The following is a 24,415-nucleotide window of genomic DNA, read 5'->3' as shown; positions in this document are numbered from 1 at the left end:
TCGCTGTATAAGTTGTATCGATAGAGTACAACCTTGATATGTATCGTGAAGCGTAGCCTAACATCGGATATTGTTTTTCAACAAAGGGTTTATCCTTTGTTACTTTGATTAACTGCTGCATGAAATTTCCATATGCTTGCCCCAGTCAGGTGGTGCTTTTGCGAAATCAGCATATTCAGGCTTGGATGCAAATGGCTGTTTGAGCACCTGCAAAAACATTTTAAAACGAGAAAAGTCGCCTTCTTCTGCGGCATCAATAGCAAGCTGGGCCTGATAATTACGTAAAACATATTGCGGATTCACACCACGCATTTTGTTTTGGCGGTCCTCGACAGGGACGTTTTGCTCGAGCAAAGCTTGCTGATATTGGTTTAGCCAGCGCTGTGCCGCTTCTCGTTGAATGAAGTGATTCACTAGTTGTGGGTTGGCTTGATGTTCATTTACTTCACATAGCAGGCGGAAACTTATGTGGTAGTCTCGTTTATCTTGAGATATTAAATCTAACCAGCGATTAATTAAATCAGCTGTAGACGGACTTGCGGCATATAAGCCGAGTCTGTGACGCAAAAGATAAGAAAATTCACTTAACAGTTGTTCTTCGTATTTTCCCAAGGCCTCTTTAATTTGCTCGATACTCAAATAAGGAGTAAATGCATGCGCAAGGGCATTTAAGTTCCACAAACCGATACCGGGTTGCTGCTCAAAAGCATATCGACCGTGGTGATCAGAATGATTACACACAAATGTTGGATCGAAATCGTCCATGAAGGCATAAGGACCAAAATCGAAGGTAATACCGTGCATTGACATGTTGTCCGTATTCATCACTCCGTGATTAAAGCCGAACGCTTGCCATTTTGCGATCATTGTGGCGGTATCCTGCACAATGCGCTCGAGCATAGCGAAATGAGGGTTTTGTTGTTTCGCACAGGATAAGAAGTGATGCTCCAAGCTGTAATTAAATAAACGTTCAAGCTTATCTGTTTGACCACTGTGGTAAAAATATTCGAAATGACCAAAGCGAATATGACTTTGACTGACGCGGATCATCATCGCTGCTCGCTCTTGTTTTTCTCGGTACACAAGTTCATCACTCGTGATCAGGCATAATGCCCTAGACGTAGGGATCCCTAGATGATGCAAGGCCTCGCTGGCTAGGTATTCACGTAAAGTTGAGCGTAGTACCGCGCGGCCATCAGCAAAGCGAGAGTAAGGGGTTGGTCCGGCACCTTTTAGGTGTAAATCCCAACGCTGCCCGTTTTTGTCCACTGTTTCACCAAGCAGCAAACCTCGACCATCACCTAAGTCCGGATTCCATCCGCCAAATTGATGACCACCATACTTTTGTGCAAAAGAATGCTTAGTAAATGAACTTGTGTTATCAAATAGCATCGACGTTATGGTAGATTGCGTAAACCAAGAAGCGGGGAGTTGCAGCGCTTCGCGTAAAGTGTGGTTGACCTCGATAAGTTCAGGGTTAGCAACTTCTAGAGGTTGAGTATATGCACCTAGATCACCTAATTGCGTTGCATATAAATGATCTAAATTCATCTTCTGCCTCTATTTTATTACGCGTAAAATGGGTTATTGTAAAACTGACGTTATTTTAAGGACCAATTATGAATCTAATCTCAAAAACATGTGTAGTGGTGAGTCTGTCAATGACCGCCATCTTATCAACTAACGTTTTCGCTGGCGACATTGCAGCTGGTAAATCTAAAGCGGCCACGTGTGTAGCATGTCATGGCGCTAATGGAATATCGCAAATCCCTATGTATCCAAATCTAGCGGGACAAAAAGAGCAATATTTATTGATTCAGCTTAAAGCATTTCGCTCAGGCGAACGTAAAAATATGATAATGGCGCCCATGGTTGCAGGTTTAAGTGACACCGATGTTGAAAACTTAGCGGCTTATTTTTCTAGCTTGAACCCATCTGGTAAATAGTACAAGCTTTTGTTTTTAAAGTGAATTATTAAAGGGCTGGATGATGCAATATCTCCAGCCCTTTTCTTTTAAGGTATTGGCTAAGATAGCTCTATATGATCACATATTCATAAATTTGATGAGCCAGTTTGATGTTTTGCACGTAGTTTACTTAATTATATAACTCGTTAAATTAAGGCTTTTTCATGATCATACTTCACCATCTAAATAATTCTCGTTCTCAGCGCATTCTATGGATGTTAGAAGAGTTGGGGGTCGATTATGAAATACAGCGCTATCAACGCGATGGACAAACAAATTTGGCCCCTGAGTCGTTGAAAAAAATTCACCAACTGGGGAAATCTCCAGTGATCACAGATGGCGAGGTAACGGTTGCTGAATCCGGAGCAATCATTGATTATTTAGCGCGTAAATACAGTGATAAATCATTGATCCCCCAAGCAGATACTGAAGCTTATCGCCAATATACTTATTGGTTACATTTTGCCGAAGGAACACTGATGCCGCCCATGGTAGCAAAGTTGGTGTTTGATAAAGTGCGTCAAAATGCTAAACCATTCTTTGTCAAAATGGTGGCTAATAAAATTGCTGATAAGGTAATGGATGGTTACTTTGGTTTAAACTTAGTCGCTAACCTTAAATACGTTGAGCAGCACTTAGCTGATAATGAATGGTTTGCTGGTGAAGCGTTATCAGGTGCTGATATTCAAATGAGTTTCCCATTAGAAGCGATGGCATCTCGCAATATTTCTGGAGAATATCCAAATATTGCTGCCTATGTAAAACGTATTCATGCCCGTCCTGCTTATCAACAGGGGTTAACACGTGGTGGGCAATACGACTACGCTTAATACGCGATGCTTGTTTGTGTTACACGTAATACAATAGCCCTGTTAATAGGGCTATTCTTCTGAATCAATATCTATTCCCATTTCTTGCATGATACGCAAGGCATCGCTAGGAATACGATTGTCGTTGTCTTTTTGCAGGTCATTATCGTTTGGCAAAGGCTGCCCAGTGAAAGCATGTAAAAACGCTTCACACAATAATTCTGAATTCGTCGCGTGACGAAGATTATTTACTTGTCTGCGGGTACGTTCATCCGTTAATACTTTAAGCACTTTAAGGGGGATCGAGACAGTGACTTTCTTCACTTGCTCACTCTTTTTTCCATGTTCAGCGTAGGGATGAATGTATTTCCCGTTCCATTTAGTCGTTTTAGCCATCGTTTACTCGCTTTTTTCTTTCTTATAAGGGGAAATTCTAACCATTAACCGATAAAGGTCAACGATAGACTGCTAAACATCTTGACGGCTTTACGTACAAAGTTTAGTTTAGACGTCTAAACGTCCAGATAATTACGGAGCTTTCCATGGTCTCTTATGCACAAGGTATCGATGCCCTCAACCAATCACTGTCAGAAGTGAAAGGGATCAATGTATCATTTGAATTTTTTCCGCCGAAAACTGAAGCGATGGAACAAACGTTGTGGAAATCGGTTGAACGATTAGCTCCACTAAAACCCAAATATATGTCGGTCACTTACGGTGCGAATAGCGGTGAACGTGATCGAACCCATGAAATTGTTAAGCGCATTCAAAGTGAAACCGGCATTGCAGCAGCTCCGCATTTAACCTGCGTTGATGCGAGTCGTGAAGAATTGAAACAAATCGCCAAAGATTATTGGGCTAGCGGCATTCGTAAAATTGTAGCCTTACGCGGCGATTTGCCAGAAGGATATACCGAACATGTTTCCTATGCATCCGATTTAGTGGCCTTGCTCCGCGATGTGGCTGATTTTGATATTGCTGTTGCAGCTTATCCAGAAAAACATCCGGAAGCACCAAACAGCCAGTTCGATCTGCTAAATTTAAAGCGCAAAGCAGAAGCAGGAGCGAATCAGGCGATTAGCCAATTCTTTTTTGACGCTGAGGTGTTTTTACGTTTTAGAGACAGAGCAGCAGCAGCGGGTATCGACATGGATATAGTGCCTGGTATTTTGCCTGTTACTAACTATAACACTCTGCAGCGTTTTGCTGGTTTTACCAATGTGCATGTGCCAAGTTGGCTTCATAAAATGTATGACGGCTTAGATTCAGATGATCAAACTACGCGTAATTTGATGGGGGCGAGTATCGCCATGGATATGGTCAAAGTCTTAGCTAAAGAAGGGATTCGAGATTTTCATTTTTACACATTGAATCGCTGTGAATTAAGTTATGCTATTTGCCATATGTTAGGTGTTAGAGCAGACTAGGGCACTTACGCTTAGCTTATTACTAAAGGAAGAAAATGCAGCCCAAAGTTATCTTGTCGGGTCTATTTGAGCGCTGGTTGCCTAAAGCAAACATTTTTGCGCGCATGTTTATTCGTGGCTGTCAGGACGACGGGATTACCGTGTCTGCAGGGCATTTGGCCTATGTCTCTTTATTATCCCTCGTACCCTTTATTATGGTGTTTTTCACTATTTTGTCGGCATTCCCGGCATTTTCAGAGGTAAGGGGTGAAATAGAAGCACTGATTTTCGGTAATTTCATTCCAACTTCTGGTGATTTGATTCAAGGCTATGTCGCACAGTTTGTGGGCAATGCCTCGAAAATGGGCGCTATCGGTATTTTGTCTTTGGTGGTCGTCGCCTTACTGCTGATTTCAAACATAGATAAAACGTTAAATCGTATCTGGCAGGCAAAAAGTGAGCGCCCCATCATATTTACGCTCGCGGTGTATTGGATGATCCTGACATTGGGGCCTTTGCTAATTGGCCTAAGTGTGATTATGAGCTCTTATTTAGTGGCGTTTGCCAATTCAGCTGAGGCTTATACTATGGGGGCAACTACGGCTATGCTTAAAATCGTGCCGTTTATAGCTTCTGTATGCGCTTTCTTCATTTTGTATATGATTGTACCTAATAAGCGTATAAATCCTCGTCACGCTATCGTAGGAGCATTCGTAGGGGCCTTATTATTTGAGTTGTCGAAGAAGGGATTCTCGTTCTACATTACCCACTTCCCGTCTTACCAAATGATTTACGGTGCTATGGCAGTAATACCGATTTTATTTGTATGGGTTTATTTATCGTGGATAGTGGTGCTGCTTGGGGCTGAATTAACCCACGTGATTGAAATCTTTTTTCATGAAGAGTCTGAAGAAAGCTTTACGCCAGTCGACGAGGATAAATCCTAGTCGACAGCGTATTCACTTTTTGTATATTTCGGCGTTAGTCCCGCATGCTGGATATAAACGCATTTGATTCTTTAATAGCATTATTCATTTCAGCAATTAGCTGATTAATGTCATTTTTAACACCGTTAAATTCACTTTGTAGCGCCCCGATGGCCGTCGCGTTCAAATTGTGTTTTAAATACAATACGTTATCTTGTAATGCAGATAAAACAGGATCCATTTTGGCTTCTGCTTTACGCATACTTTTTACCAAGCTTTGATAGCGACGTTGGGTGTCTTTCAACTTACTCGCGCTTTCACGGCGCAGGCCAGGGTTTGTGTATTTATCTAATTCAGACTCCCATTCATCAAACAATGCATCAGCTACACTTTCAACTTTATTGATACGCTTTGTAACCTCAGCAGCAGCTTGATTACTTTCTTCATATTGATTTTTTAGCTCTTCATATACATCTTGTAATTCGCCACCATCGTAATTCATTAAATGGGTAAATTGCTCTAATGCGTCACTAAATTGTTGTTGGGCATCTTCTTGCGATTCTTTAGCATCCTCAACACGGTCAACCATAATATCGCGTTTTTCAACACCGACTTTTTCCCACGCTGCATAGTAAGCACTCTGACAACCGGTCAATAGTGTGAACAGAAATATTGTAGAAATAATTTTCTTCATGAAATCCTCTTTTGAAATTTTTATCCGCGGTATTTTGCCGCATCGATAATTGACCATACTTGAAATATAAAACCGAAAACCGCCATAAAAAATAAAATGCCGGTGGCTGCTAAAGCGTAGTTTGTCCACACTAAAACGAAAAAAATCAATGCAGCTAAAATACGTCCTTGGACCAACTGTCCTAATCCTGGAATGAATAGGTTACATATTGCTGCAATTACATTTCCGCCTGAACCTTGTCCTGCCATCTGTTGCCCCTAAGTTATTAATTCATTATTGTAGTTACACTTTATCAAATTATTGCAATCGGGTGGAAGAAACAATGTCAAAGTGGTGGTTCTTATGAGTGAGCTCTATCCTGCAATTAAGCCTTTTTCTAGCGAGATGTTACCCGTGGATAACGGTCATTCGTTATATATAGAGCAGTGCGGCAATCCTAAAGGGATACCTGTGCTGTTTTTACATGGAGGTCCGGGAGCAGGACTTTTTAGCCATTATAGGCGTTTTTTCGATCCTCAGAAGTATTGGATCATTGGCTTTGACCAAAGGGGCAGCGGTCAATCAACGCCATTTGGTAGTATAGAGAGTAATACCACCCAAGATTTACTGAGAGACATCAACCAGATAAGAGAGTATTTGGGAGTTCAGCAGTGGGTCCTTTTTGGCGGTTCTTGGGGGGCAACTTTAGCGCTGTTAGCTGCAATCGATCATCCTGAAACGGTAAAGGGCTTAGTGCTTAGAGGCAGCTTTTTGGCTCGTCGTGAGGATTTTGATTGGTACCTCGATAACAAGGGTGGCGCTGCGCAGCTATTCCCTGATTACTATGAAGAATTTACTCAGCCCGCAGACGGTGCCTTAACCACTGATGCGCTGGTGGATGGGTATTACGACCTTTTCACGGGTAGCGACGAGGTTCATAAAATGGCGGCAATTAAAGCGTGGTGTCTTTGGGAAGCGAGAATTAGTCGTCTGCATTGTAAAATGCAAGATGATGAACTGGTTCCTAATGTGCATCGCGGTATTAGCTTGGCGGTTTTAGAATGCCATTATATTAAACACCAGTGTTTTATTGAGCCGAATTACATTTTAGATAATATTCATAAAATCAACCACATACCAGCTACTATTATTCATGGTCGATACGATTGTGTATGTAAAATACAAGGGGCCTATGCACTTAATCAGGCATGGCCTGCCAGTCAGTTAACTATCGTTCCAGAGTCTGGTCACAGCGCGAATGAGCCAAAGATAAGTGCGGCGCTGTGTTTGGCTGCCAACGCCATGGCGAATTTTATCAAGGAAAATGAATGATTGGCTTGATACAACGGGTCGCTGAAGCGAAGGTGATGATCGACACCGAGGTGGTAGGAAAAATTGATAAGGGTATATTGCTACTCCTTGGTGTTGAAAAAGATGACGACGAAACGAAAGCAAAAAAATTGTTTGAACGGGTGTTGAATTATCGGATTTTCAATGATCAAGACGGTAAAATGAACCTTAATCTCAAGCAAGTTAGCGGGGGGCTATTAGTGGTATCCCAGTTCACTTTGGTGGCACAAACGAATAAAGGCAATCGGCCTGGTTTTTCCCAAGGGGCATCCCCAGCGTTGGGTGAAACACTTTATAATTATTTTGTAAAATTAGGCGAATGCAGTGAAGTATCCTGCCAAACTGGTGAGTTTGGCGCTAATATGCAAGTTAGTTTGATAAATGATGGTCCCGTTACTTTTAGTTTGCAGGTCTAATCGCAATTTGCTCAAGAGCTGGTAATGATATTTAATGGTGTGCTGGCTGAATTACTATGGCCGCAGGTTAGCGATATTTCCACAAGGATAAATGCATCGTAATGTATAAAATTGAAACCCCTGAAACTGAAGCCGATTTTGACGTTTACTTCGATTTTCGTTGGGAAATGCTTCGTAAGCCTTGGAACTATCCTCAAGGCTCAGAGAAAGATGAGTACGAACAGGTCAGTGAACATCGCATGATCCGTAACAATAAAGGCGAAGTGATCGCCATTGGTCGTGTTCATATGAACAACTCAGAAGAAGCACAGATCCGTCATATTGCCGTAGCAAATGAAGCCCAAGGCAGAGGCTTAGCAAAAATGATTATGTCTTCTCTGGAGGCTGTGGCGCGTCAAGAAGGTGCCGTACGTATGGTGACAAACAGTCGAGAGTTGTCTACCCCCTTCTTTGAAAGCTGTGGTTTTGAAGTCGAGAAAGAAGCATCCGCTGAATTAGGTAAACTAAAACGTCAACAAATGGTAAAGCGCCTGCTGGAGCATAATACTATTTTGCTGCATCCCAAGTGGTGTAAAGAGCTTCAAGATACTTGGCATGATTCGATACCTATTAGTGAGCAAATGGGCATTAAACTCTACCAATATTCGGGTAAAACTTTAGAGAATCGAGCCTCGTTAAACAAAAATATTAATCTTCATGGGACGATGTTTGCTGGCAGCATTTTTTCACTGGCAACCTTAACTGGTTGGGGAATGATTTTTTTACAGCTCAAAGAAAAGAACTTAATGGGGGAAATTGTATTGGGTGATGGCAACATTCATTACCATAAGCCTATCACCATGCAACCTAGAGCCTTGTGTCATATAGAAAGCCTAAATGGTAAATTTGATGGATTGTCCAAAGATAAGAAATGTCAGATTAAGCTTAAGGTGGATATTCTAGATGGCGACACTGCCGTAGCCGAATTTAGTGGTGTCTATTGGATTTTACCGGCAGAGCCAGAAATACAGGATGATATTGCGTAAGAGATGATTTTTCATCCATTCTTAAATAAAGTAAAACTTGCCTTCTAGCCAGTTTCAGACAATAAAAAAGCGCGTTATAAACGCGCTTTTTTGTTCTAAATTACCGAGTTATACCATTGCACTCTGTAATTTTTTCATAGCATTTTTTTCTATTTGACGAACACGCTCCGCAGAAACTTGGTACTTATCCGCTAAATCTTGCAGCGTCGTCTTGTCATCACTTAACCAACGGGTCTGAATGATGTGCTGGCTACGTTCGTCAAGAGTCTTGATGGCCGAATACAATTTTTGTGAAGCAAGCGCATCCCAATCAGCATTAACCACGTCGGTTTCAACGTCTGCACTCTTATCCTCTAAGAATTGCACCGGAGCAAAGCTGCCGCTTTCGTCGTCATCAGCTGATAAATCAAAAGACTGATCATGACTGCTCATACGAGCTTCCATCTGTAATACTTCTTTTTCACTTACCCCTAAAACGCTTGCCACATTTTGCACTTCTGCATGGGTAAACCAACCTAAGCGTTTTTTATTTTTACGCAAGTTGAAGAAAAGCTTACGTTGCGCCTTAGTTGTTGCAACCTTCACGATACGCCAGTTACGTAGAACGAACTCATGAATTTCTGCTTTGATCCAATGTACTGCGAAAGAAACCAATCTCACGCCTACAGTGGGGTCGAAGCGTCTTACCGCTTTCATAAGGCCAATATTACCTTCCTGGATTAAATCTGCTTGAGGAAGGCCATAACCTGAATAAGATCTAGCAATATGCACCACAAAACGTAGGTGCGACATGATTAGCTTTCTTGCTGCTAATAAGTCGTCGTCCTGTTGTAAACGTTCTGCTAGACCACGTTCTTCCTCGGCGGTAAGCATATTAATACTGCTAACGGCCTGAACGTAAGTTTCGATGCTACCGGTCTGTGGAACGGTTAACGTTAATGCACGCATATCTGTTGTCATAATCACCTCGTGTAACAATGTGTCCTAGGATCTATGCAATGACTCTGCCATCCAAGAACTGCTTTGAGTTTAGCTTGCTGTAATAGACCACTCAAAGACGAAAAAATTTCATGTAGCGGTCAATATATTGGTACGATAATATACGAAAATAATATTTAAATGATCAAGATCAATTGAAAAGTTATTAAAGCGCTACATTTGGGGCCTGTTCAATCTATTTTAAATATATCGAACAACGAATGATGCCACCATAATAACAGAAGCTAATGTTCGCAAGCACTATCTTAGCAATATTAATATCCTATTACATATGATGGTACTTCATAACGTTTTGCCTTATAAATTGATCCATGTTGTTTTATAGATGTAAAAACAACAGTGGGCATCATTTACAAAGTCTAAATTAGTCTGCTAGTCTGCACTTTGTTTGAAAATTAAACGATGGTATAGCTCGGGCCATTTTCAGTTCGTAAGCACCGCTCAAGTGCTATATTTTTAGGTTTAATAGTTTAAATAAAATGATTTCAAAGGGATGTAAATGTTCGCCTTTATTGCTCGCCAGCCTATTTTAGATCGTCAACGTGATGTGTTTGCCTATGAATTACTATTTCGCGATGGCAAAAATAACTGTTATCCAGACGAAGTAAGAGATGAACGTACTGAAAGCTTAATCGCTAAGCACTATCTTACATTGGGCTTAGATGATATTTCGTGTAACAAGAAGTCATTTATTAATTTTCAGAAGGAAACCTTGGTTAAAGGTCTTCCCTCTGTTTTAGACCCTTCAAACGTTGTGGTTGAGTTATCAGATGCTTTATTGCCCCACGATACGTTGTTGGACGTGTGCCGTCAGGTTAAGAATTCTGGCTTTACAATCGCCCTAGACGACCATAATCTCGATCCTAAATGGAATGAATTTTTACCATTTGTGGATATTGTTAAAGTCAATGTGATGCAAAGTGATTACGATGGTGTAGCGAGAAGCATGCCTCGATTGCTGGATGCCAATGTAAAACTCGTAGCAGAGCAAATTGATACCCAACAAGACTTCGAGGTTTATCGGGATATGGGCTTCGATTATTTTCAAGGATACTTTTTCGCTAAACCTGAGGCGATAAAACAGCAAAACTTACCCACCTCTAAATTAACCTTAATCGAATTGATGGGCGCCAGTTCAAGTGAAACGTTCGATATTGAACGGGTCAATTCAGTTATTGAGCACGATGTTGGTTTATCATACATGCTGCTGCGGTTCGTAAATAATCCAATGGTGAATAAACGTTATAAAATTACTTCGTTACGTCATGCTATTACTTATATGGGTGAAGTGGAGTTAAAGAAGTTTGTTGCGCTGTTGGCATTGGCAAATTTAAATGATGACAAGCCCGTCGAGCTATTACATTTATCTCTTGTTAGAGCCAAATTTTGTGATTTAGTCGCCTGTGAAGCAAAAAAAGGTGACAATCCACCGGTAGGTTTTTTGGTTGGTTTATTTTCATTGCTTGACGCCGTTCTTGATCAGCAAATGGACACGCTGCTGAATCAATTACCCATTGATGATGAGGTGAAGTTTGCGCTAAGTGGTGGACAAAACGATTTGTCTATTTATTTAGTTTTAGCGAGAGCGTTTGAAAGCGCGAACTGGTTGAAGGTTATCCGGATAGCAGGATTACTAAAAATTGACCAAAAACGCCTGCACAGTATGTTTAACCAAGCGATTGTTTGGGGCAATGGTTTACGTCAGTCTGTGTCTGCCCATTTTCCTGAGACACAGCCTTAGTGGTTGGTACGACTAAATTTAATAACGCTGGGGGGGGGGGATTCGCCCCAGCAAACTTAATTATGTTACTTAGGTTCAATGGCGCTCACATGACGCTTAACCGATATAATGGACCCTGCTAACCCTAACAACACCGACGTAGAAAGCATTATCAGCAAGGTGTTGAAATCGACGCCGGTTAAATTGAACTGCTTTTGATACAACTCACTTACCGCTGTCACACTGGCGCTCATCCACCATAGCAAGCAGATAACTGCGAACCAGGCGAGTAAGCCACCAAGTAAGCCATACCAAAAGCCTGTATACATAAATGGCCTTTGAATAAATGCGTCTGTTGCTCCGACAAGTTTCATAACCAAAATTTCATCTTTCTTGCTTAAAATATTCAACCGTATTGTGTTGCCAATAATCAATACCACCGCCAGAAATAATAACAGCGCAATAACGGTCACTAATTCTTTGGCTACCGTGAGCATAGCGTCTAGGCGCTTTAACCATTGGACATCAAGCTTTCCTATATCCACTTCTCGTTCTTTACGTAATTTTTCAAGCAGTTGACTCGCGGCTGTCGGACCCGAATATTTCTCGCTGGGTGACACCAGTACCACCGACGGCAAAGGGTTCTTATCAAGATAGGCAATGGCATCCCCAAAGCCAGAAAGTGTCTTAAACTCTTCTAGAGCGTCATCTGCAGGGATATAAGTCACCTTGGCTATCTCTGGCCATGAATTAATGCGCGTGAGTAACTGATCAATATGTTGTTTGGATGCGTCGGTCTTTAGAAACAATGAAATTTCTGACGCTTGCTCCCAACCCGAACTGACCTGTTCCACATTTTTTAGCAGAATATATAAAGTGCTTGGCAATGTAATGCTCAAGCCTAAAACGCCTATAGTCATGAGCGAGGCAGCTCCAGCTCGCCACATTTCCCCTAAACTACCGAGGGCTTGACGAACATGACTAAGAAAAAACATTTGAATGCGCTGAACGACAGAGATTTGACTTAGCTGTGCGCCTTGAGCCCGTCCCTTAAATAATAAACTCATTTTTCAAACTCACTTACCATTGTGCGACCGGCGCTATAAGACTCTGTATAGGCTAGGACTGGATTAAAAATCTTGTGATAGACCATCAGTGATCATTTGCCCACTTTTTAAAGTGAGAGTGCGATACTTCATTCGAGCGATTAAGCCAAGGTCATGAGTAGCGATAAATACAGATACCCCAGCTTGGTTGAAATCTTCAAATAAGCGGATGATTTCCATCGATAACTTAGGATCTAAATTTCCGGTAGGCTCATCAGCTAAAAGTAATGGCGGTTTGTTAACAACAGCTCGAGCGATACCCACCCGTTGTTGTTCACCCCCCGATAGCATAATGGGCAGGTTTTTAACTTTATCCCGCAGGCCAACCATTTCAAGAGCAGCATGGACTCGCTTACTGGTTTCTTTGTGAGAATATCCTTCGATTATTAAGGGGAGGGCGACATTATCGAACACGCTTTTATCCATTAATAATTGATGACTTTGAAATATCATGCCGATGTCACGACGAATATAGGCTATCTGTCGACGACTAATTTCATTTAAATCATGACCATTAATTAAAACTCGTCCTACCGTCGGGCGTTCCATCAAGCTGATTAATTTCAACAGGGTGCTTTTCCCTGCGCCAGAGTGACCGGTTAAGAATGCCATCTCTGCGGGTTCGATATGAAAATCGACCTTGCGCAGAGCTTGCTGTCCACCTGGATAGGTTTTACTGACTTGTTGAAATTTAATCATAGGATAACTATTCGCTTAACCGATTATTATCAACGGCCATACTTTTGGATGTATTCGCTTCAGTGTTATTTTCAGAAAATAAGGCCTCGACGAATTCATCACTAACAAAAGGACGAAGGTCATCAATACCTTCTCCCACACCGATATAACGAATAGGAATTTTAAACTGATCGGCTAGTGCGAAAATGACTCCGCCTTTAGCTGTACCATCAAGCTTAGTTAAGGTGATACCCGTTAGGCCTACCGCTTGGTTGAATAGCTTAGTTTGACTTATTGCATTTTGGCCAGTCGCAGCATCTAACGTTAGCATTATCTCATGTGGGGAAGCTGGATTGATCTTGCGCATCACGCGCACTACTTTTTTAAGTTCTTCCATCAAATGATCTTTATTCTGAAGGCGACCAGCGGTATCCGCAATAAGTACATCGACATTACGGGCTTTGGCAGATTCTAGCGCATCGTAAATAACCGAAGCACTGTCTGAGCCTGTCTTTTGTGCTATCACCGGAATATTGTTGCGTTCGCCCCACACTTGCAGTTGTTCGACGGCTGCGGCTCTAAAAGTATCACCTGCAGCAAGCATTACTTTTTTTCCTTGTGCCTGAAATTGCTTCGCCATTTTACCTATTGTGGTCGTTTTACCGACCCCATTGACCCCTACCATTAAGATAACAAACGGGCCATCTTCACTTTGAGGCACCAGTGGTTGGCTCACTTCTTGTAAAATATTACTCATTTGTTGTTTAAGCAACTGGTATAGGGCATCACCATCTTTCAATTGATTACGCTTAGCGCCGTCGGTGAGCTTGGCAATAATTTTACTGGTGGTATCGATTCCGACATCGGCAACGAGCAATTGCGTTTCCAATTCTTCAAATAATTCATCGTCAATGGCTTTGCCACGAAACAAACCAACAAGACCACTTCCCAAGCTTTCTTTCGTGCGCGACAGACTTTGTTTTAATTTGGCAAACAAGCCTATTTTTGCCGGTTTATCTTGGCTTTTTTCAGGCTCAGGCTGAATCGCTTCGTTCTGAAGCTCAGGAGCATCATTGGTAGGAGCTGGGGATTTATCCTCAGGTATTAATGCAACAGTATCTTGCGCAAACTCTAATGGGGTTTCGCTAACCTCCAGGCTGCGCATTTTGTCTTCAGGTGTATTTTCTTCATCTAGTGCAATTTCCACCTCGACAGGTGAATGGGGGGGTGATGATGTGTCTACCTCAGTAGCAACCACATCTTGAACAACAGTACCCTCTTCATTTCCCTGATGCTGAGCACCTTGGATTATGGTCGATTGATTCTCGACTTGGGTTTCTTCTGGTGCGCTCTTGGGGGGATCTTGCTGCTCTGACTTGGGCTTGTCTTTTTTGAGCCAACCGAAAAACTTGGACATATTGACTAGAAATCCTTGGAAAATCGTTGAGTTAATTGAGTACACTTACGTATGTTTGTAGCAATGATAACATTTCTAAGATAAATGAAGCGAGACGTAAAAAAGACTCAAGCCGCCAATGGCGCAATTCGTATCATCAGCGGCCAGTGGCGTGGGCGTAAATTACCGGTTATGGACGTACAAGGACTGCGTCCCACGACAGACCGTAATAAAGAGACTTTATTTAATTGGCTTATGGCATATACCCAAAATAGCCGTTGCCTAGATGCATTCGCCGGAAGTGGTGGTTTAGGGTTTGAAGCGCTATCTCGCTACGCCAACCATGTGACGTTTATTGAATTGGACAAAAAAGTTGCGGCTAACTTACGCAGTAATCTCGCCAACTTAAATGTGTCAGCGCAGAGCGCCGAAGTTATCTGTGGTGACTCGCTACGTTATTTGGCTCAACTTAACGACTCATTTGATTTGATTTTTCTCGACCCTCCATTTCACAAAAATTTGTTACCAAGGGCTATAGAACAAATCCAACAGCAAGGTTTATTAAACGAAAATGGTCTGATTTATATTGAGTGTGAAACGCAAAGTGCGCAATATTTAGTGCCGTCAAATTGGCGATTATTGAAACAGAATCAAAGCAGTCAAGTTACCGCGAATTTATATCAAGCCGATTAGTGGCTAAGTATAATCCCTCTGAAGTTTAGTTTATCAAAGGGATTGGCGGCGCACTTAACACCAGAGGTTTATTCTGTGTGAGCGATATCAATACCGATATTGCTCATGCCTTCACCGATGGCAATTTCACGCAGATCTTTACAGGTTTGGGCATTTTTAGGACTGCTTGCTAAGAGCGTTAATAGCTCCCGTTGGGTTTCGATTTCCCATTGCATCAGTGGATGTTGCTTTATTTCTTCATCGCTTAGTTCAATTTCTGAGGTTGCTTCAATAAACGCTTCAACTGTACCTTGTGCAAGTTTACTAACCACAACAGCACCTTGTAAGTCCTCTTCCATTAGTAATAATATAATTGCGGACATAGACATGGCCGTATCAATAGCCGGATAAACGCCAATACTGTCGAAATCGTTTGGGTCAGGCACGGTTGATTCAACTTTTTCTAATTGAGCTGCCAAGTTAATTTTCGTTTTAGGGTGTGCTAACCACTCCCAAATAACGTTCAAACTATTACGATACTGACTCGGATCGGCAAACTCTGTAGCTTCGCAAAATAGTTGGTAATTAGGCAGCATACGCTCAAGTAATGCGGCTGAAAAAGCCACTGCTTGCCAGCTTTCTAGCTCTCTAACCTGTTGAAAAATAGTTAGTTTGTTGTCTTTCATTGTAGCCTCATTGTTTCGCAATCTACACAAGCGAATAAAATTTTCCAATGCCGTCTAACAGCATTTGAATTGAAATCATGATTAGGATCATACCCATTAACCGTTCGATGGCGATGAGTCCTCGTTCGCCAAGCACACGATGGAATAAGTTGGAAAACATCAAAATAATGGCCGTCACAAACCAAGCCGCGAGAAGTGCAAGAGACCAATCAAGCATGCGGCTATGGTCTTGGTTAGCTAATAAAATTAGCGCAGCGAGAATTGATGGTCCAGCAATCATAGGAATAGCTAAAGGAACAATAAAGGGCTCTTCACCCGCAGGTAAACCAGTCACACCACCAGGTTGCGGAAAAATCATTTTAAGTGCAATCAAAAATAAAATAATGCCGCCAGCAATGCTTACCGTTTCTTGCTTAACACTCAGAAAATCTAGTACCGCTTGACCACTAAACAAAAATCCCATCATGATGATCAGCGAAAATAATAACTCTCGAATCAATACGACACGACGACGCTTTGGTTCAATGGATTTCAATACTGACATGAATACAGGCAAGTTACCTAAGGGGTCCATGATCAAAAATAATGTAATGGCCGCTGACCAAATATCCATAGTGTTACTCTGATAGTGGGTTAATGTTGAGGATAATCCGCTGGTCAGTGTATAACATCTGGTAGGCACAACCCATCTGATTGAAACATTTATCTATTTTTTATTTTATGGCTTTAAAAATATTCAGGTAAATTTTTTATCATGGTTGATTGAGGGTTATTTACTGAACAACAATGTGTTTGCCATTTTTGGAATTTTAATTAAACAAGGAGCTAAAAATGAGTGTGATGATAGTTGACGAGGTCACTACATTTTTAGGTATAGGAGCCATTAGAGTTGAGGGATTAGAGCGTGAAAGCCTGCTGATTGCCACTGACAAAAATGAACAAGGAAAACCTATTTTTTAATTCTGCAGATGTTAATAAATACAAAGTACTCCCAGAGCGTTTAGGTGGCTTATAATAAGCACGAATACCTTGCTCTACACTACATACACTATGCAATTTAAAAACCTAGGGCCACTTTCAATGGCACCTAGGTAATGCATAATAAGGTTTATTTTTTAGGGGCATTCCCTAAAGCCTTACTCTTCTAACAACGCTTTAGCGATGGTGCGAATCCCCATGGCGGACGCGCCAGCAGGAGAATAAGCGTCAGCACTGTCATTAAATGCTGCCGCAAGATCCATATGTAACCAACCTTGACCATCATTTCCCACAAAACGTGATAAGAAACCAGCAGCATTCGATGCCCCACCTGCGCCACCACCTTTTTGTACTCGACTGTTCGCCGTATCCGCGTAATTGGAAGGACATTTTTCTTGATGCCATGTTTCTAGTGGTAAAGGCCAAGCTGGCTCATTTTCGTCGGAGGCGTAACCTAGCATGCGTTGCATTAGGTTTTTGTCTAAGGCAAAAAATGCGTTGTAATCTCGACCTAACGCCACGCTTGCAGCACCAGTCAACGTAGCTGCATTGATGATCAAAGGTGCCTGGGTTTCAGTTGCTGCAATTAAACCATCGGCTAATACTAAACGGCCTTCAGCATCAGTATTAACTATCTCTACCGTGGTGCCATTTTTATAGGTGATAATATCCCCTAGTTTGTATGCGTGACCGCTTATTAAATTCTCAGCACAGCATAAATAGAGTTTCACACGCTTGTTCAAACCTTGCATGATCGCCAAACCAAGACCGCCTGTCACCATAGCAGCACCGCCCATATCACATTTCATATGTAACATGCCTTCACTACTTTTGATGCTATAACCACCACTATCGAACGTAATACCTTTACCCACTAATGCCGCACTCACTGGCGCTAAAGGGTCGCCCGTTGGATTGTAGTCTACCTCCAACATTACAGGTGGCCGCTCACTGCCACGCCCCACGTTGTAAAGACCGTGCCACTGCTGTTCAATTAATTCTTCACCGGTCCATTGCTTAGCACTGACGTGGCTTGGACTTAAGCTGGTCAACCATTCTGTGCTGCTGCTGGCCAACTTTTCGGGGGACAAATCCTCCGGTGTGGCGTTAGTTTGATTGCGGGTGAACACTAATGCTTGATAACGTTGGGTTAGCGTATTGCTATTATCGTCGTCAGCCCATTGAATACGGTGCTGTTTTTTAGTGTTGGTGAAACTGCAGGCAAATGCCCATTGTTGTTCGATATGCCATTTGCCGCATAAAGTAACGAAATCTAGCGTCAAACCGTCTAGAATGCGTGCTGCGCGACGAATGATTCGATGTTGATGATCATCAGATAACAGGTGGATTGTAGCGCTTTCATTGTCAAACGACAGCAAAGCATTCTTGCCCCAATGAGCAGGTGCGGCTGAAGTAGACAGTTGAATAGAAAGTCGAGACATAAAACACTCCTAAGAGAAAGTAAGCCAATATCATAGCAATTTTGTGACGATAAACAGTATGGTGATAAATGCATTTTAATAACAGTTTGATTGAAGGCGTATTAATAAAACGTTACAAACGGTTCTTAACAGACGTGACATTATTAAATGGTGAAGAAGTTATAGCGCACTGTCCCAACACGGGAGCTATGACCAGCTGCGCCGAACAAAATATGCAAGTATGGTTATCACCAAGTAACAATCCCAAACGAAAACTCAACTATACTTGGGAGATAGGGGTAACGGCAAAAGGTCACTGGATTGGTATTAATACTAATAACGCCAATAAAATCGTTGGTGAAGCTTTGCAGCATGAACGGGTCATCGAACTTGTTGGTTATGATTCCATTCAACCTGAAGTTCGTTTTGGTCACGAAAACAGTCGTGTCGACTTCTTACTTACCGCAGCAGGACAAAAAAATTGTTATCTTGAGGTTAAGTCAGTGACGTTACTTGAATCGGGCCAAGGATATTTTCCTGATGCCAAGACAGTGCGCGGGCAGAAACATTTGCGTGAATTAGCTGCGATGGTTGAACAAGGAAATCGTGCAGTTTTACTTTTTTGTGTTCAGCACACGGGTATCGATAGTGTCAAAGTAGCGGAGCATATTGATCCTATATACGCAGAATGCTTTAAACACGCAATGGCTGTTGGAGTCGAAATTTTGGCATACTCGTGTATTATCGATGAACAAAATATTACGCTAAATCAACGGCTCAGTGTAATCGACTGAAAATAAAAGTTGATTTTTTCGCCGACATCGCCATATTGCCCGTCGGAAATTGGTTTTTAGCAAGTACAGTAGGTCAGTGCGCAAAATTGCCAGCGGTATTTCTTTCTGTTATACATATCCGCTTGCACAAAACCGTCCTGTGCTCGTAGTTAAGGAGAATTGGCTGATGCCAACAGGAAACACCATGAAAACACTCGGATTATTAGCCTTAGCTGGACTTACTCCTTATCAGGAGAAAGCAGGCGAGGAATACATGAATGACAAACAAATGGAGCATTTCCGTTTGTTGTTAAAAGCATGGCGCGACCAGTTACGTCAAGAAGTAGATCGCACAGTTCATCATATGCAAGATGAAGCGGCTAACTTTCCCGATCCTGTTGACAGGGCTGCTCAGGAAGAGGAGTTCAGTATTGAACTTCGAACACGTGACCGGGAACGTAAACTGATTAAGAAAATCGAAAAAACCCTAAAGCGTATTGAAGACGATGATTTCGGCTTTTGTGATACTTGTGGGATTGAAATTGGTGTAAGACGCTTAGAAGCGCGCCCCACAGCTGATTTATGTATCGATTGCAAAACATTAGCTGAAATTAAAGAGAAGCAACTTCAAGGGTAACTCCTTGAATTGTTAAAAAAGCTGCTAAATGCAGCTTTTTTTGTGCATATGAATCAATGAAACTACCTTTCGCTGAAAATAGTACCAATCAAAATGAGCGCTATGTGGGCCGGTTTGCACCGTCTCCCTCCGGACCTTTGCATTTAGGTTCTTTAGTGGCCGCACTAGGCAGCTATTTGCGGGCGCGTCAAATGAGTGGCAAGTGGTTATTGCGTATTGAAAATATTGACCCGCCCCGGGAACAAAAGGGCGCGGACACGCTGATTAAACGTACGTTGGAGCAGCATGGACTTTGCTGGGATGATAAGGTTATTTACCAGCACGATAGCCACCAGTACTATGAACAAGCATTGAGCGCATTATTTAACCATGGCCATAGTTACTATTGCCAATGTACGCGAAAGCAGCGTTTAGCTAACCCTAAGGGGCAACCCTGTCCATGTTCAGAATTAACACTTGCTTCTCAGGGCAGCGCAACCGTTTTGCGCAATACCGTCGGTATTAGGGAAATGACTGATATTGCTCTAGGGGCAATTGTTTTTAATAGCGAAATGAACGATGACTTCATTTTGCGTCGAAAAGACGGTTTATATGCATATCAACTTGCCGTTGTGGTGGACGATATTCACTCAGGGATAACCGAAGTGGTGCGGGGTGCAGACATTTTGCCTGCTACCGCCTTTCAGTTGGCGCTGTATAGGCTTTTCAAGCTACCTGCGCCAGTTTATATGCACCTTCCTTTGGTATTAGGCGAGAATGGCCAAAAATTAAGTAAGCAGAATCACGCACCGGCATTGATAAATGAACGTGCTGCGAGTAATTTATGTTCCGCTTTGGGTATTCTTGGTTTAAATGTACCGCTGGGTATGACTAATGCCACTGTAGAAGAAATATTGTGCTGGGCACAGAGTAACTGGAACGAAGCGCTAATTGGCAATAAAGCGAATGCGTTTGACAATAGAATTGACGCGCCAGACAGTATATGATCGTACGCGTCAAAATCCCCTTTATGGGTATTCCTTAATCATGGAGCTGAACTTATTATTTCTCGCGTAATCAACAAGGTCAAAGAGGCGTTTAAAAGCACGCCGAGCACGGCTAAAACCACTCTTGTTGCCAATATTATCCCTCGTGCAGAACATCCGGTATCACGCAGTGACATCAGTGATAATGCGCTAAAGGTTCTATATCGTCTGCATAACAATGGCTATCAAGCTTATTTGGTTGGCGGATGTGTACGTGACATCTTATTGGGTAAGAAACCTAAAGACTTTGATGTAACAACCAACGCAACGCCTGAGCAGGTCAAGGAGTTATTCAGGAATTGCAGACTCATTGGGCGCAGATTCAGGCTTGCTCACGTCGTTTTCGGGCGTGAGATCATTGAGGTGGCAACTTTTCGTGGTCATCATCCTAGTCAAGATGATAACGCTGAAGAGCAAAATTTAAGTAAACAAAGCGATCATGGTCAGTTATTACGCGATAACGTCTTTGGCAGTATTGAAGAAGATGCTGAGCGTCGAGATTTTACCGTCAATGCTATGTACTACAATATTGCAGATTTCAGTATCCACGATTTTGCCCAAGGCATGCAAGCTGTCAAAAACCGCGAAATAAGTATGATCGGCGATCCAGCTACACGCTACCGTGAAGATCCCGTTCGTATGTTACGGGCCGTGCGTTTTGCCGTGAAGCTAGGCATGAAGATCAGTCCTGAGACAGCTAAACCAATGTACGAACTTGCACCTTTGATGGCAAATATTCCGCCTGCTCGTTTGTTCGAAGAAGTATTGAAATTATTATTATCAGGACAAGGATTAGAAACATACAAGTTGTTAAACGAGTTTAATTTGTTTGAACAATTGTTCCCCCAATTAGGGCCTTTGCTGAAAACACAAAACAGCCGTGAATTAGCCTTTATTGAACAAGTGCTAATGAATACCGACAACCGAATCAATTCAGATATGAAAGTGACGCCCGCTTTCATTTTTGCAGCTTTACTGTGGTATCCACTTGAAGAGCGTTGTCAGCAACATATGGTTGAAGGCGGCTTAAACCATTTTGATGCCTTTAATTTAGCCTTAAGCGATGTGCTACACCGCCAAATTCAGCGTATTATGATCCCTAAACGCTTTACTATTACCGTACGTGAGATTTGGCAGCTTCAACAGCGCCTACCTAAGCGTTATGGACGTAGAGCATTACAAATGCTTGAGCACCCGAAGTTTAGAGCGGCCTACGACTTCTTGTTGATCCGCGCGCAGATAGAAGGTGGGGAGTTATTAACGCTTGCTCAGTGGTGGACTGATTTTCAAAATGTTGACCCTGAAGAGCGTCAAACTATGATGAAAGCTTTACGTGAAAAAGAAGGTGGCGGTCCTAAACGCAGAAGTCGTTATCGAGGCAAGAAGAAAGCTACAGAATGAGCCGTGTATTCGTTGGGCTAGGCAGTAACCTAGCCGAGCCCGAACAACAAATATCTAACGCTTTGCAAGCAATAGAGGCAATTATTGATACGCATATTTCGGCAACATCGAGTTTGTATGTTAGCCGTCCTATGGGTCCGCAGGATCAGCCTAGCTATGTTAATGCCGTGGTTGCCGTGCAAACTGACTTACCACCTATAGAATTTCTTCATTGCTTACAAAAAATTGAATTAGATCACGGGCGAGAGCGTAAAGCTGAACGTTGGGGACCCCGAACTTTGGATCTTGACATCCTACTTTTTTCAGATCAAGTTATTGATTCACAAGAACTTACTGTTCCACATTATGGAATGAAGCAAAGAGAATTTGTTTTGTATCCCTTACATGAAATCGCTTCAGATCTAACCCTGCCTTGTGGTACAAAATTGACCTCTGTGCTTAAAAATTGCCCGTTAAATGGGTTGCAAAAATTACCGTATAAATGAGTGTGATAGAAATCCGTTAAAAAATCCGTATAGTGCCTGATTTACTCAAGCTCTATTTAGTGTTCATCGTACTGGAGTGATTCAAAATGAAAAAAGTCACAACTTCCACGTTGTTGAAAATGAAGCAACAAAGCGAAAAAATTAGTGCGCTTACCGCCTATGATGCGAGCTTCTCAAAGTTGTTTGATGAGCAAGGGATAGACGTACTTCTGATTGGTGATTCGTTGGGGATGGTCCTACAAGGCTGTGACGACACACTAGGCGTAAGTATTGATGATGTGGCTTATCACACACGTGCTGTGCGTAAAGGTGTTGACCGTGCGTTTGTAATAGCTGACATGCCTTTTATGTCGTATTCCACTCCACAACAAACTTACCTCAATGCAGCAAAGTTAATGTCTGCTGGCGCGAGTATGGTTAAGGTTGAAGGCGGACGCTGGTTGCTAGAAAGTATCAAGGGTTTGAACGAGCGTGGCGTACCTGTGTGTGGACACCTAGGGTTAACCCCACAATCGGTTCATGTTTTTGGTGGCTTTAAAATCCAAGGTCGTGACGACTTCCAAGCTGAACAAATGCTTGAACAAGCCAAAGAAATGGCCGCTGCGGGTATACAATTGCTGGTACTCGAGTGTGTACCGACAGAGTTAGCTGGGGCGATTTCCCAAGCAATCGATATTCCGGTTATTGGCATTGGCGCGGGGCCTGATACGGATGGACAAATCCTTGTTATGCACGATATGTTTGGTATCAGCGCTAACTACATGCCTAAATTCTCCAAAAATTATCTGCAGGAAACGGGTGATATGCGTACCGCAGTTAGCCAATATATTGAAGAAGTGAAGGACGGTAGCTTTCCGTCTGATGCCCACAGTTTTAGTAAGTGAGTTAATTATGCGAGTGATTAGTAACATTGCTAGTTTACGCGACGTACGTCGCAGCTGGCAGGCTGAGTCTAAGGTTATTGCGTTTGTTCCGACCATGGGGAATTTACATCAAGGTCACCTTAATTTAGTTAGAGAAGCTAAATTGAAGGCTGATGTTGTGGTGGTGTCTATCTTTGTGAATCCGCTGCAGTTTGGTCCTGACGAAGATTTAGAAGCATATCCACGCACATTAGAAAATGACCGCAAAATATTAAGTGAAATGGGTGTAGACGTTTTGTTTACCCCGCAAGTAAAAGATATCTATTCCCGGGGCCTTGAGCAGCAAACGTTTGTCGAAGTGCCAGGTATTTCATATATGATTTGCGGTGCCAGCAGGCCAGGTCATTTTCGCGGTGTGGCCACCATTGTCTGTAAACTGTTCAATATGGTGCAGCCGAACATGGCTTTTTTTGGTGAAAAAGACTTTCAGCAATTACAAGTTATCAAAGCCATGGTCACTGACCTATCAATGAATTTAACGGTTCATGGTGTGATCACGACCCGCGAAGATAATGGGTTAGCGATGAGTTCACGTAATCAGTATCTTAATGCCCAGCAGAGAGTTTTAGCGCCTACCTTGTACCAACGTCTACAAGAGATGCAGCAAAAAATTGAATCCGGCAGACGAGACTTTTCGCGCATTACCAGTGAATGTTGTGAGCAACTGGCGCAAGCAGGATTTAGCATTGATTACATCGAAATTCGCTCGGCAGATACACTTTTACAACCAGGCCATGAAGAGACTAAAGTAGTCATCTTAGCAGCTGCGTTTTTAGGACGTACCCGTTTGATTGATAATATTCAGGTGTCATTAACTTAATCATTATTGGGCATTATTTGAATCATTAAAAAAGCCGTTAGCAAAATGAAGTGACCCCATAAAGTTGGACTCATTTCTAAGCGGCAACCAAGGCCTGATGTCGATATTGTATCGGACTCAGGC

General features: G+C 42.3%; 27 protein-coding genes and 1 pseudogene. 17 read left to right on the top strand and 11 right to left on the bottom strand.

Annotation, left to right across the window (positions count from 1 at the left end; translation table 11 throughout):
- Window positions 1–108: 108 nt before the first annotated feature.
- Window positions 109–1,551 (bottom strand): protein adenylyltransferase SelO, encoded by a 1,443-nt coding sequence (locus GQS54_RS18395; protein ID WP_166425388.1) that lies wholly within the window; start codon window positions 1,549–1,551, stop codon window positions 109–111.
- Between the two features lie 68 nt (window positions 1,552–1,619).
- On the opposite strand from GQS54_RS18395, the gene GQS54_RS18390 reads away from it, so the two are divergent.
- On the top strand, window positions 1,620–1,946 hold the full coding sequence (locus GQS54_RS18390; protein WP_166425387.1) for a cytochrome c: 327 nt from the start codon (window positions 1,620–1,622) through the stop codon (window positions 1,944–1,946).
- 185 nt (window positions 1,947–2,131) lie between these two features.
- The gene (locus tag GQS54_RS18385; protein WP_166425386.1) at window positions 2,132–2,797 is read left to right on the top strand and encodes a glutathione S-transferase; all 666 of its coding nucleotides are present in this window, start codon (window positions 2,132–2,134) and stop codon (window positions 2,795–2,797) included.
- Window positions 2,798–2,848: 51 nt separating this feature from the next.
- On the opposite strand, the gene metJ is transcribed toward GQS54_RS18385, so the two are convergent.
- Complete coding sequence (gene metJ / locus GQS54_RS18380; protein ID WP_006992936.1) at window positions 2,849–3,172, bottom strand: met regulon transcriptional regulator MetJ; 324 nt, start codon at window positions 3,170–3,172, stop codon at window positions 2,849–2,851.
- Between the two features lie 146 nt (window positions 3,173–3,318).
- On the opposite strand from metJ, the gene metF reads away from it, so the two are divergent.
- Window positions 3,319–4,203, top strand: coding sequence for a methylenetetrahydrofolate reductase (metF, locus tag GQS54_RS18375; protein WP_166425385.1), 885 nt, complete (start codon window positions 3,319–3,321; stop codon window positions 4,201–4,203).
- 35 nt (window positions 4,204–4,238) lie between these two features.
- Window positions 4,239–5,129, top strand: a complete 891-nt coding sequence (locus tag GQS54_RS18370) for a virulence factor BrkB family protein (RefSeq protein ID WP_166425384.1) — start codon at window positions 4,239–4,241, stop codon at window positions 5,127–5,129.
- Window positions 5,130–5,163: 34 nt separating this feature from the next.
- Here the strand turns inward: GQS54_RS18370 and GQS54_RS18365 are convergent, their stop codons facing one another.
- Window positions 5,164–5,802 carry a DUF2959 domain-containing protein gene (locus GQS54_RS18365; RefSeq protein ID WP_166425383.1) on the bottom strand — a complete coding sequence of 213 codons (639 nt, stop codon included), beginning with the start codon at window positions 5,800–5,802 and terminating at the stop codon, window positions 5,164–5,166.
- A gap of 20 nt (window positions 5,803–5,822) precedes the next feature.
- Window positions 5,823–6,050 carry a hypothetical protein gene (locus GQS54_RS18360; RefSeq protein ID WP_158771690.1) on the bottom strand — a complete coding sequence of 76 codons (228 nt, stop codon included), beginning with the start codon at window positions 6,048–6,050 and terminating at the stop codon, window positions 5,823–5,825.
- A 94-nt stretch (window positions 6,051–6,144) separates the two neighbouring features.
- On the opposite strand from GQS54_RS18360, the gene pip reads away from it, so the two are divergent.
- From pip to GQS54_RS18345, 3 genes are all read left to right on the top strand, one after another.
- Window positions 6,145–7,113, top strand: a complete 969-nt coding sequence (pip, locus tag GQS54_RS18355; protein WP_166425382.1) for a prolyl aminopeptidase — start codon at window positions 6,145–6,147, stop codon at window positions 7,111–7,113.
- Entirely contained in the window at window positions 7,110–7,547 is a 438-nt protein-coding gene (gene dtd / locus GQS54_RS18350; protein WP_166425381.1) for a D-aminoacyl-tRNA deacylase, read from the top strand. Before pip ends, dtd begins: the two co-directional genes overlap by 4 nt.
- A gap of 101 nt (window positions 7,548–7,648) precedes the next feature.
- The gene (locus GQS54_RS18345) at window positions 7,649–8,572 is read left to right on the top strand and encodes a bifunctional GNAT family N-acetyltransferase/hotdog fold thioesterase (RefSeq protein ID WP_166425380.1); all 924 of its coding nucleotides are present in this window, start codon (window positions 7,649–7,651) and stop codon (window positions 8,570–8,572) included.
- Window positions 8,573–8,680: 108 nt separating this feature from the next.
- On the opposite strand, the gene rpoH is transcribed toward GQS54_RS18345, so the two are convergent.
- Window positions 8,681–9,532 carry an RNA polymerase sigma factor RpoH gene (gene rpoH / locus GQS54_RS18340; protein ID WP_158771682.1) on the bottom strand — a complete coding sequence of 284 codons (852 nt, stop codon included), beginning with the start codon at window positions 9,530–9,532 and terminating at the stop codon, window positions 8,681–8,683.
- A 538-nt stretch (window positions 9,533–10,070) separates the two neighbouring features.
- Here rpoH and GQS54_RS18335 point away from each other — a divergent pair.
- Window positions 10,071–11,312, top strand: a complete 1,242-nt coding sequence (locus GQS54_RS18335; RefSeq protein WP_166425379.1) for an EAL domain-containing protein — start codon at window positions 10,071–10,073, stop codon at window positions 11,310–11,312.
- Between the two features lie 65 nt (window positions 11,313–11,377).
- On the opposite strand, the gene ftsX is transcribed toward GQS54_RS18335, so the two are convergent.
- The 3 genes from ftsX to ftsY all read right to left on the bottom strand — a co-directional run bounded on the left by ftsX (window position 11,378) and on the right by ftsY (window position 14,492).
- Window positions 11,378–12,358, bottom strand: a complete 981-nt coding sequence (gene ftsX, locus GQS54_RS18330) for a permease-like cell division protein FtsX (RefSeq protein ID WP_166425378.1) — start codon at window positions 12,356–12,358, stop codon at window positions 11,378–11,380.
- Between the two features lie 63 nt (window positions 12,359–12,421).
- Complete coding sequence (gene ftsE, locus GQS54_RS18325; RefSeq protein ID WP_166425377.1) at window positions 12,422–13,096, bottom strand: cell division ATP-binding protein FtsE; 675 nt, start codon at window positions 13,094–13,096, stop codon at window positions 12,422–12,424.
- A gap of 7 nt (window positions 13,097–13,103) precedes the next feature.
- Window positions 13,104–14,492 (bottom strand): signal recognition particle-docking protein FtsY, encoded by a 1,389-nt coding sequence (ftsY, locus tag GQS54_RS18320; RefSeq protein ID WP_166425376.1) that lies wholly within the window; start codon window positions 14,490–14,492, stop codon window positions 13,104–13,106.
- Window positions 14,493–14,576: 84 nt separating this feature from the next.
- Here ftsY and rsmD point away from each other — a divergent pair, with 84 nt between their 5' ends.
- Complete coding sequence (gene rsmD, locus GQS54_RS18315; protein WP_166425375.1) at window positions 14,577–15,164, top strand: 16S rRNA (guanine(966)-N(2))-methyltransferase RsmD; 588 nt, start codon at window positions 14,577–14,579, stop codon at window positions 15,162–15,164.
- Window positions 15,165–15,232: 68 nt separating this feature from the next.
- On the opposite strand, the gene GQS54_RS18310 is transcribed toward rsmD, so the two are convergent.
- Complete coding sequence (locus tag GQS54_RS18310; RefSeq protein ID WP_166425374.1) at window positions 15,233–15,829, bottom strand: YjaG family protein; 597 nt, start codon at window positions 15,827–15,829, stop codon at window positions 15,233–15,235.
- A gap of 22 nt (window positions 15,830–15,851) precedes the next feature.
- On the bottom strand, window positions 15,852–16,442 hold the full coding sequence (locus GQS54_RS18305; RefSeq protein WP_166425373.1) for a YhgN family NAAT transporter: 591 nt from the start codon (window positions 16,440–16,442) through the stop codon (window positions 15,852–15,854).
- A 218-nt stretch (window positions 16,443–16,660) separates the two neighbouring features.
- On the opposite strand from GQS54_RS18305, the pseudogene GQS54_RS18300 reads away from it, so the two are divergent.
- Window positions 16,661–16,844, top strand: a pseudogene (locus GQS54_RS18300) (helix-turn-helix domain-containing protein).
- A 121-nt stretch (window positions 16,845–16,965) separates the two neighbouring features.
- On the opposite strand, the gene pepB reads toward GQS54_RS18300, so the two are convergent.
- Window positions 16,966–18,249 (bottom strand): aminopeptidase PepB, encoded by a 1,284-nt coding sequence (gene pepB, locus GQS54_RS18295; RefSeq protein WP_166425372.1) that lies wholly within the window; start codon window positions 18,247–18,249, stop codon window positions 16,966–16,968.
- 68 nt (window positions 18,250–18,317) lie between these two features.
- On the opposite strand from pepB, the gene sfsA reads away from it, so the two are divergent.
- From sfsA to panC, 7 genes are all read left to right on the top strand, one after another.
- On the top strand, window positions 18,318–19,022 hold the full coding sequence (gene sfsA / locus GQS54_RS18290) for a DNA/RNA nuclease SfsA (protein WP_166425371.1): 705 nt from the start codon (window positions 18,318–18,320) through the stop codon (window positions 19,020–19,022).
- A gap of 166 nt (window positions 19,023–19,188) precedes the next feature.
- Window positions 19,189–19,638, top strand: a complete 450-nt coding sequence (dksA, locus tag GQS54_RS18285) for an RNA polymerase-binding protein DksA (protein ID WP_166425370.1) — start codon at window positions 19,189–19,191, stop codon at window positions 19,636–19,638.
- 56 nt (window positions 19,639–19,694) lie between these two features.
- Window positions 19,695–20,624 carry a tRNA glutamyl-Q(34) synthetase GluQRS gene (gluQRS, locus tag GQS54_RS18280; RefSeq protein ID WP_166425369.1) on the top strand — a complete coding sequence of 310 codons (930 nt, stop codon included), beginning with the start codon at window positions 19,695–19,697 and terminating at the stop codon, window positions 20,622–20,624.
- A 138-nt stretch (window positions 20,625–20,762) separates the two neighbouring features.
- Window positions 20,763–22,064 carry a polynucleotide adenylyltransferase PcnB gene (gene pcnB, locus GQS54_RS18275; RefSeq protein WP_166425423.1) on the top strand — a complete coding sequence of 434 codons (1,302 nt, stop codon included), beginning with the start codon at window positions 20,763–20,765 and terminating at the stop codon, window positions 22,062–22,064.
- Complete coding sequence (gene folK, locus GQS54_RS18270; RefSeq protein WP_166425368.1) at window positions 22,061–22,549, top strand: 2-amino-4-hydroxy-6-hydroxymethyldihydropteridine diphosphokinase; 489 nt, start codon at window positions 22,061–22,063, stop codon at window positions 22,547–22,549. The genes pcnB and folK overlap by 4 nt, the downstream gene beginning before the upstream one ends.
- Before the next feature lie 86 nt (window positions 22,550–22,635).
- Complete coding sequence (panB, locus tag GQS54_RS18265; RefSeq protein WP_166425367.1) at window positions 22,636–23,433, top strand: 3-methyl-2-oxobutanoate hydroxymethyltransferase; 798 nt, start codon at window positions 22,636–22,638, stop codon at window positions 23,431–23,433.
- Window positions 23,434–23,440: 7 nt separating this feature from the next.
- Window positions 23,441–24,292: a pantoate--beta-alanine ligase gene (gene panC / locus GQS54_RS18260; RefSeq protein ID WP_166425366.1), complete on the top strand. Its 852-nt coding sequence runs from the start codon at window positions 23,441–23,443 to the stop codon at window positions 24,290–24,292.
- The last annotated feature ends 123 nt before the right edge of the window (window positions 24,293–24,415 follow it).

The sequence above is a fragment of the Paraglaciecola sp. 20A4 genome, assembly GCF_011378905.1.
In the GTDB taxonomy this organism is placed as follows: domain Bacteria; phylum Pseudomonadota; class Gammaproteobacteria; order Enterobacterales; family Alteromonadaceae; genus Paraglaciecola.
The sequence above is the reverse complement of the archived record's forward strand: the minus strand, read 5'-3'. Positions and strand labels throughout refer to the sequence as shown.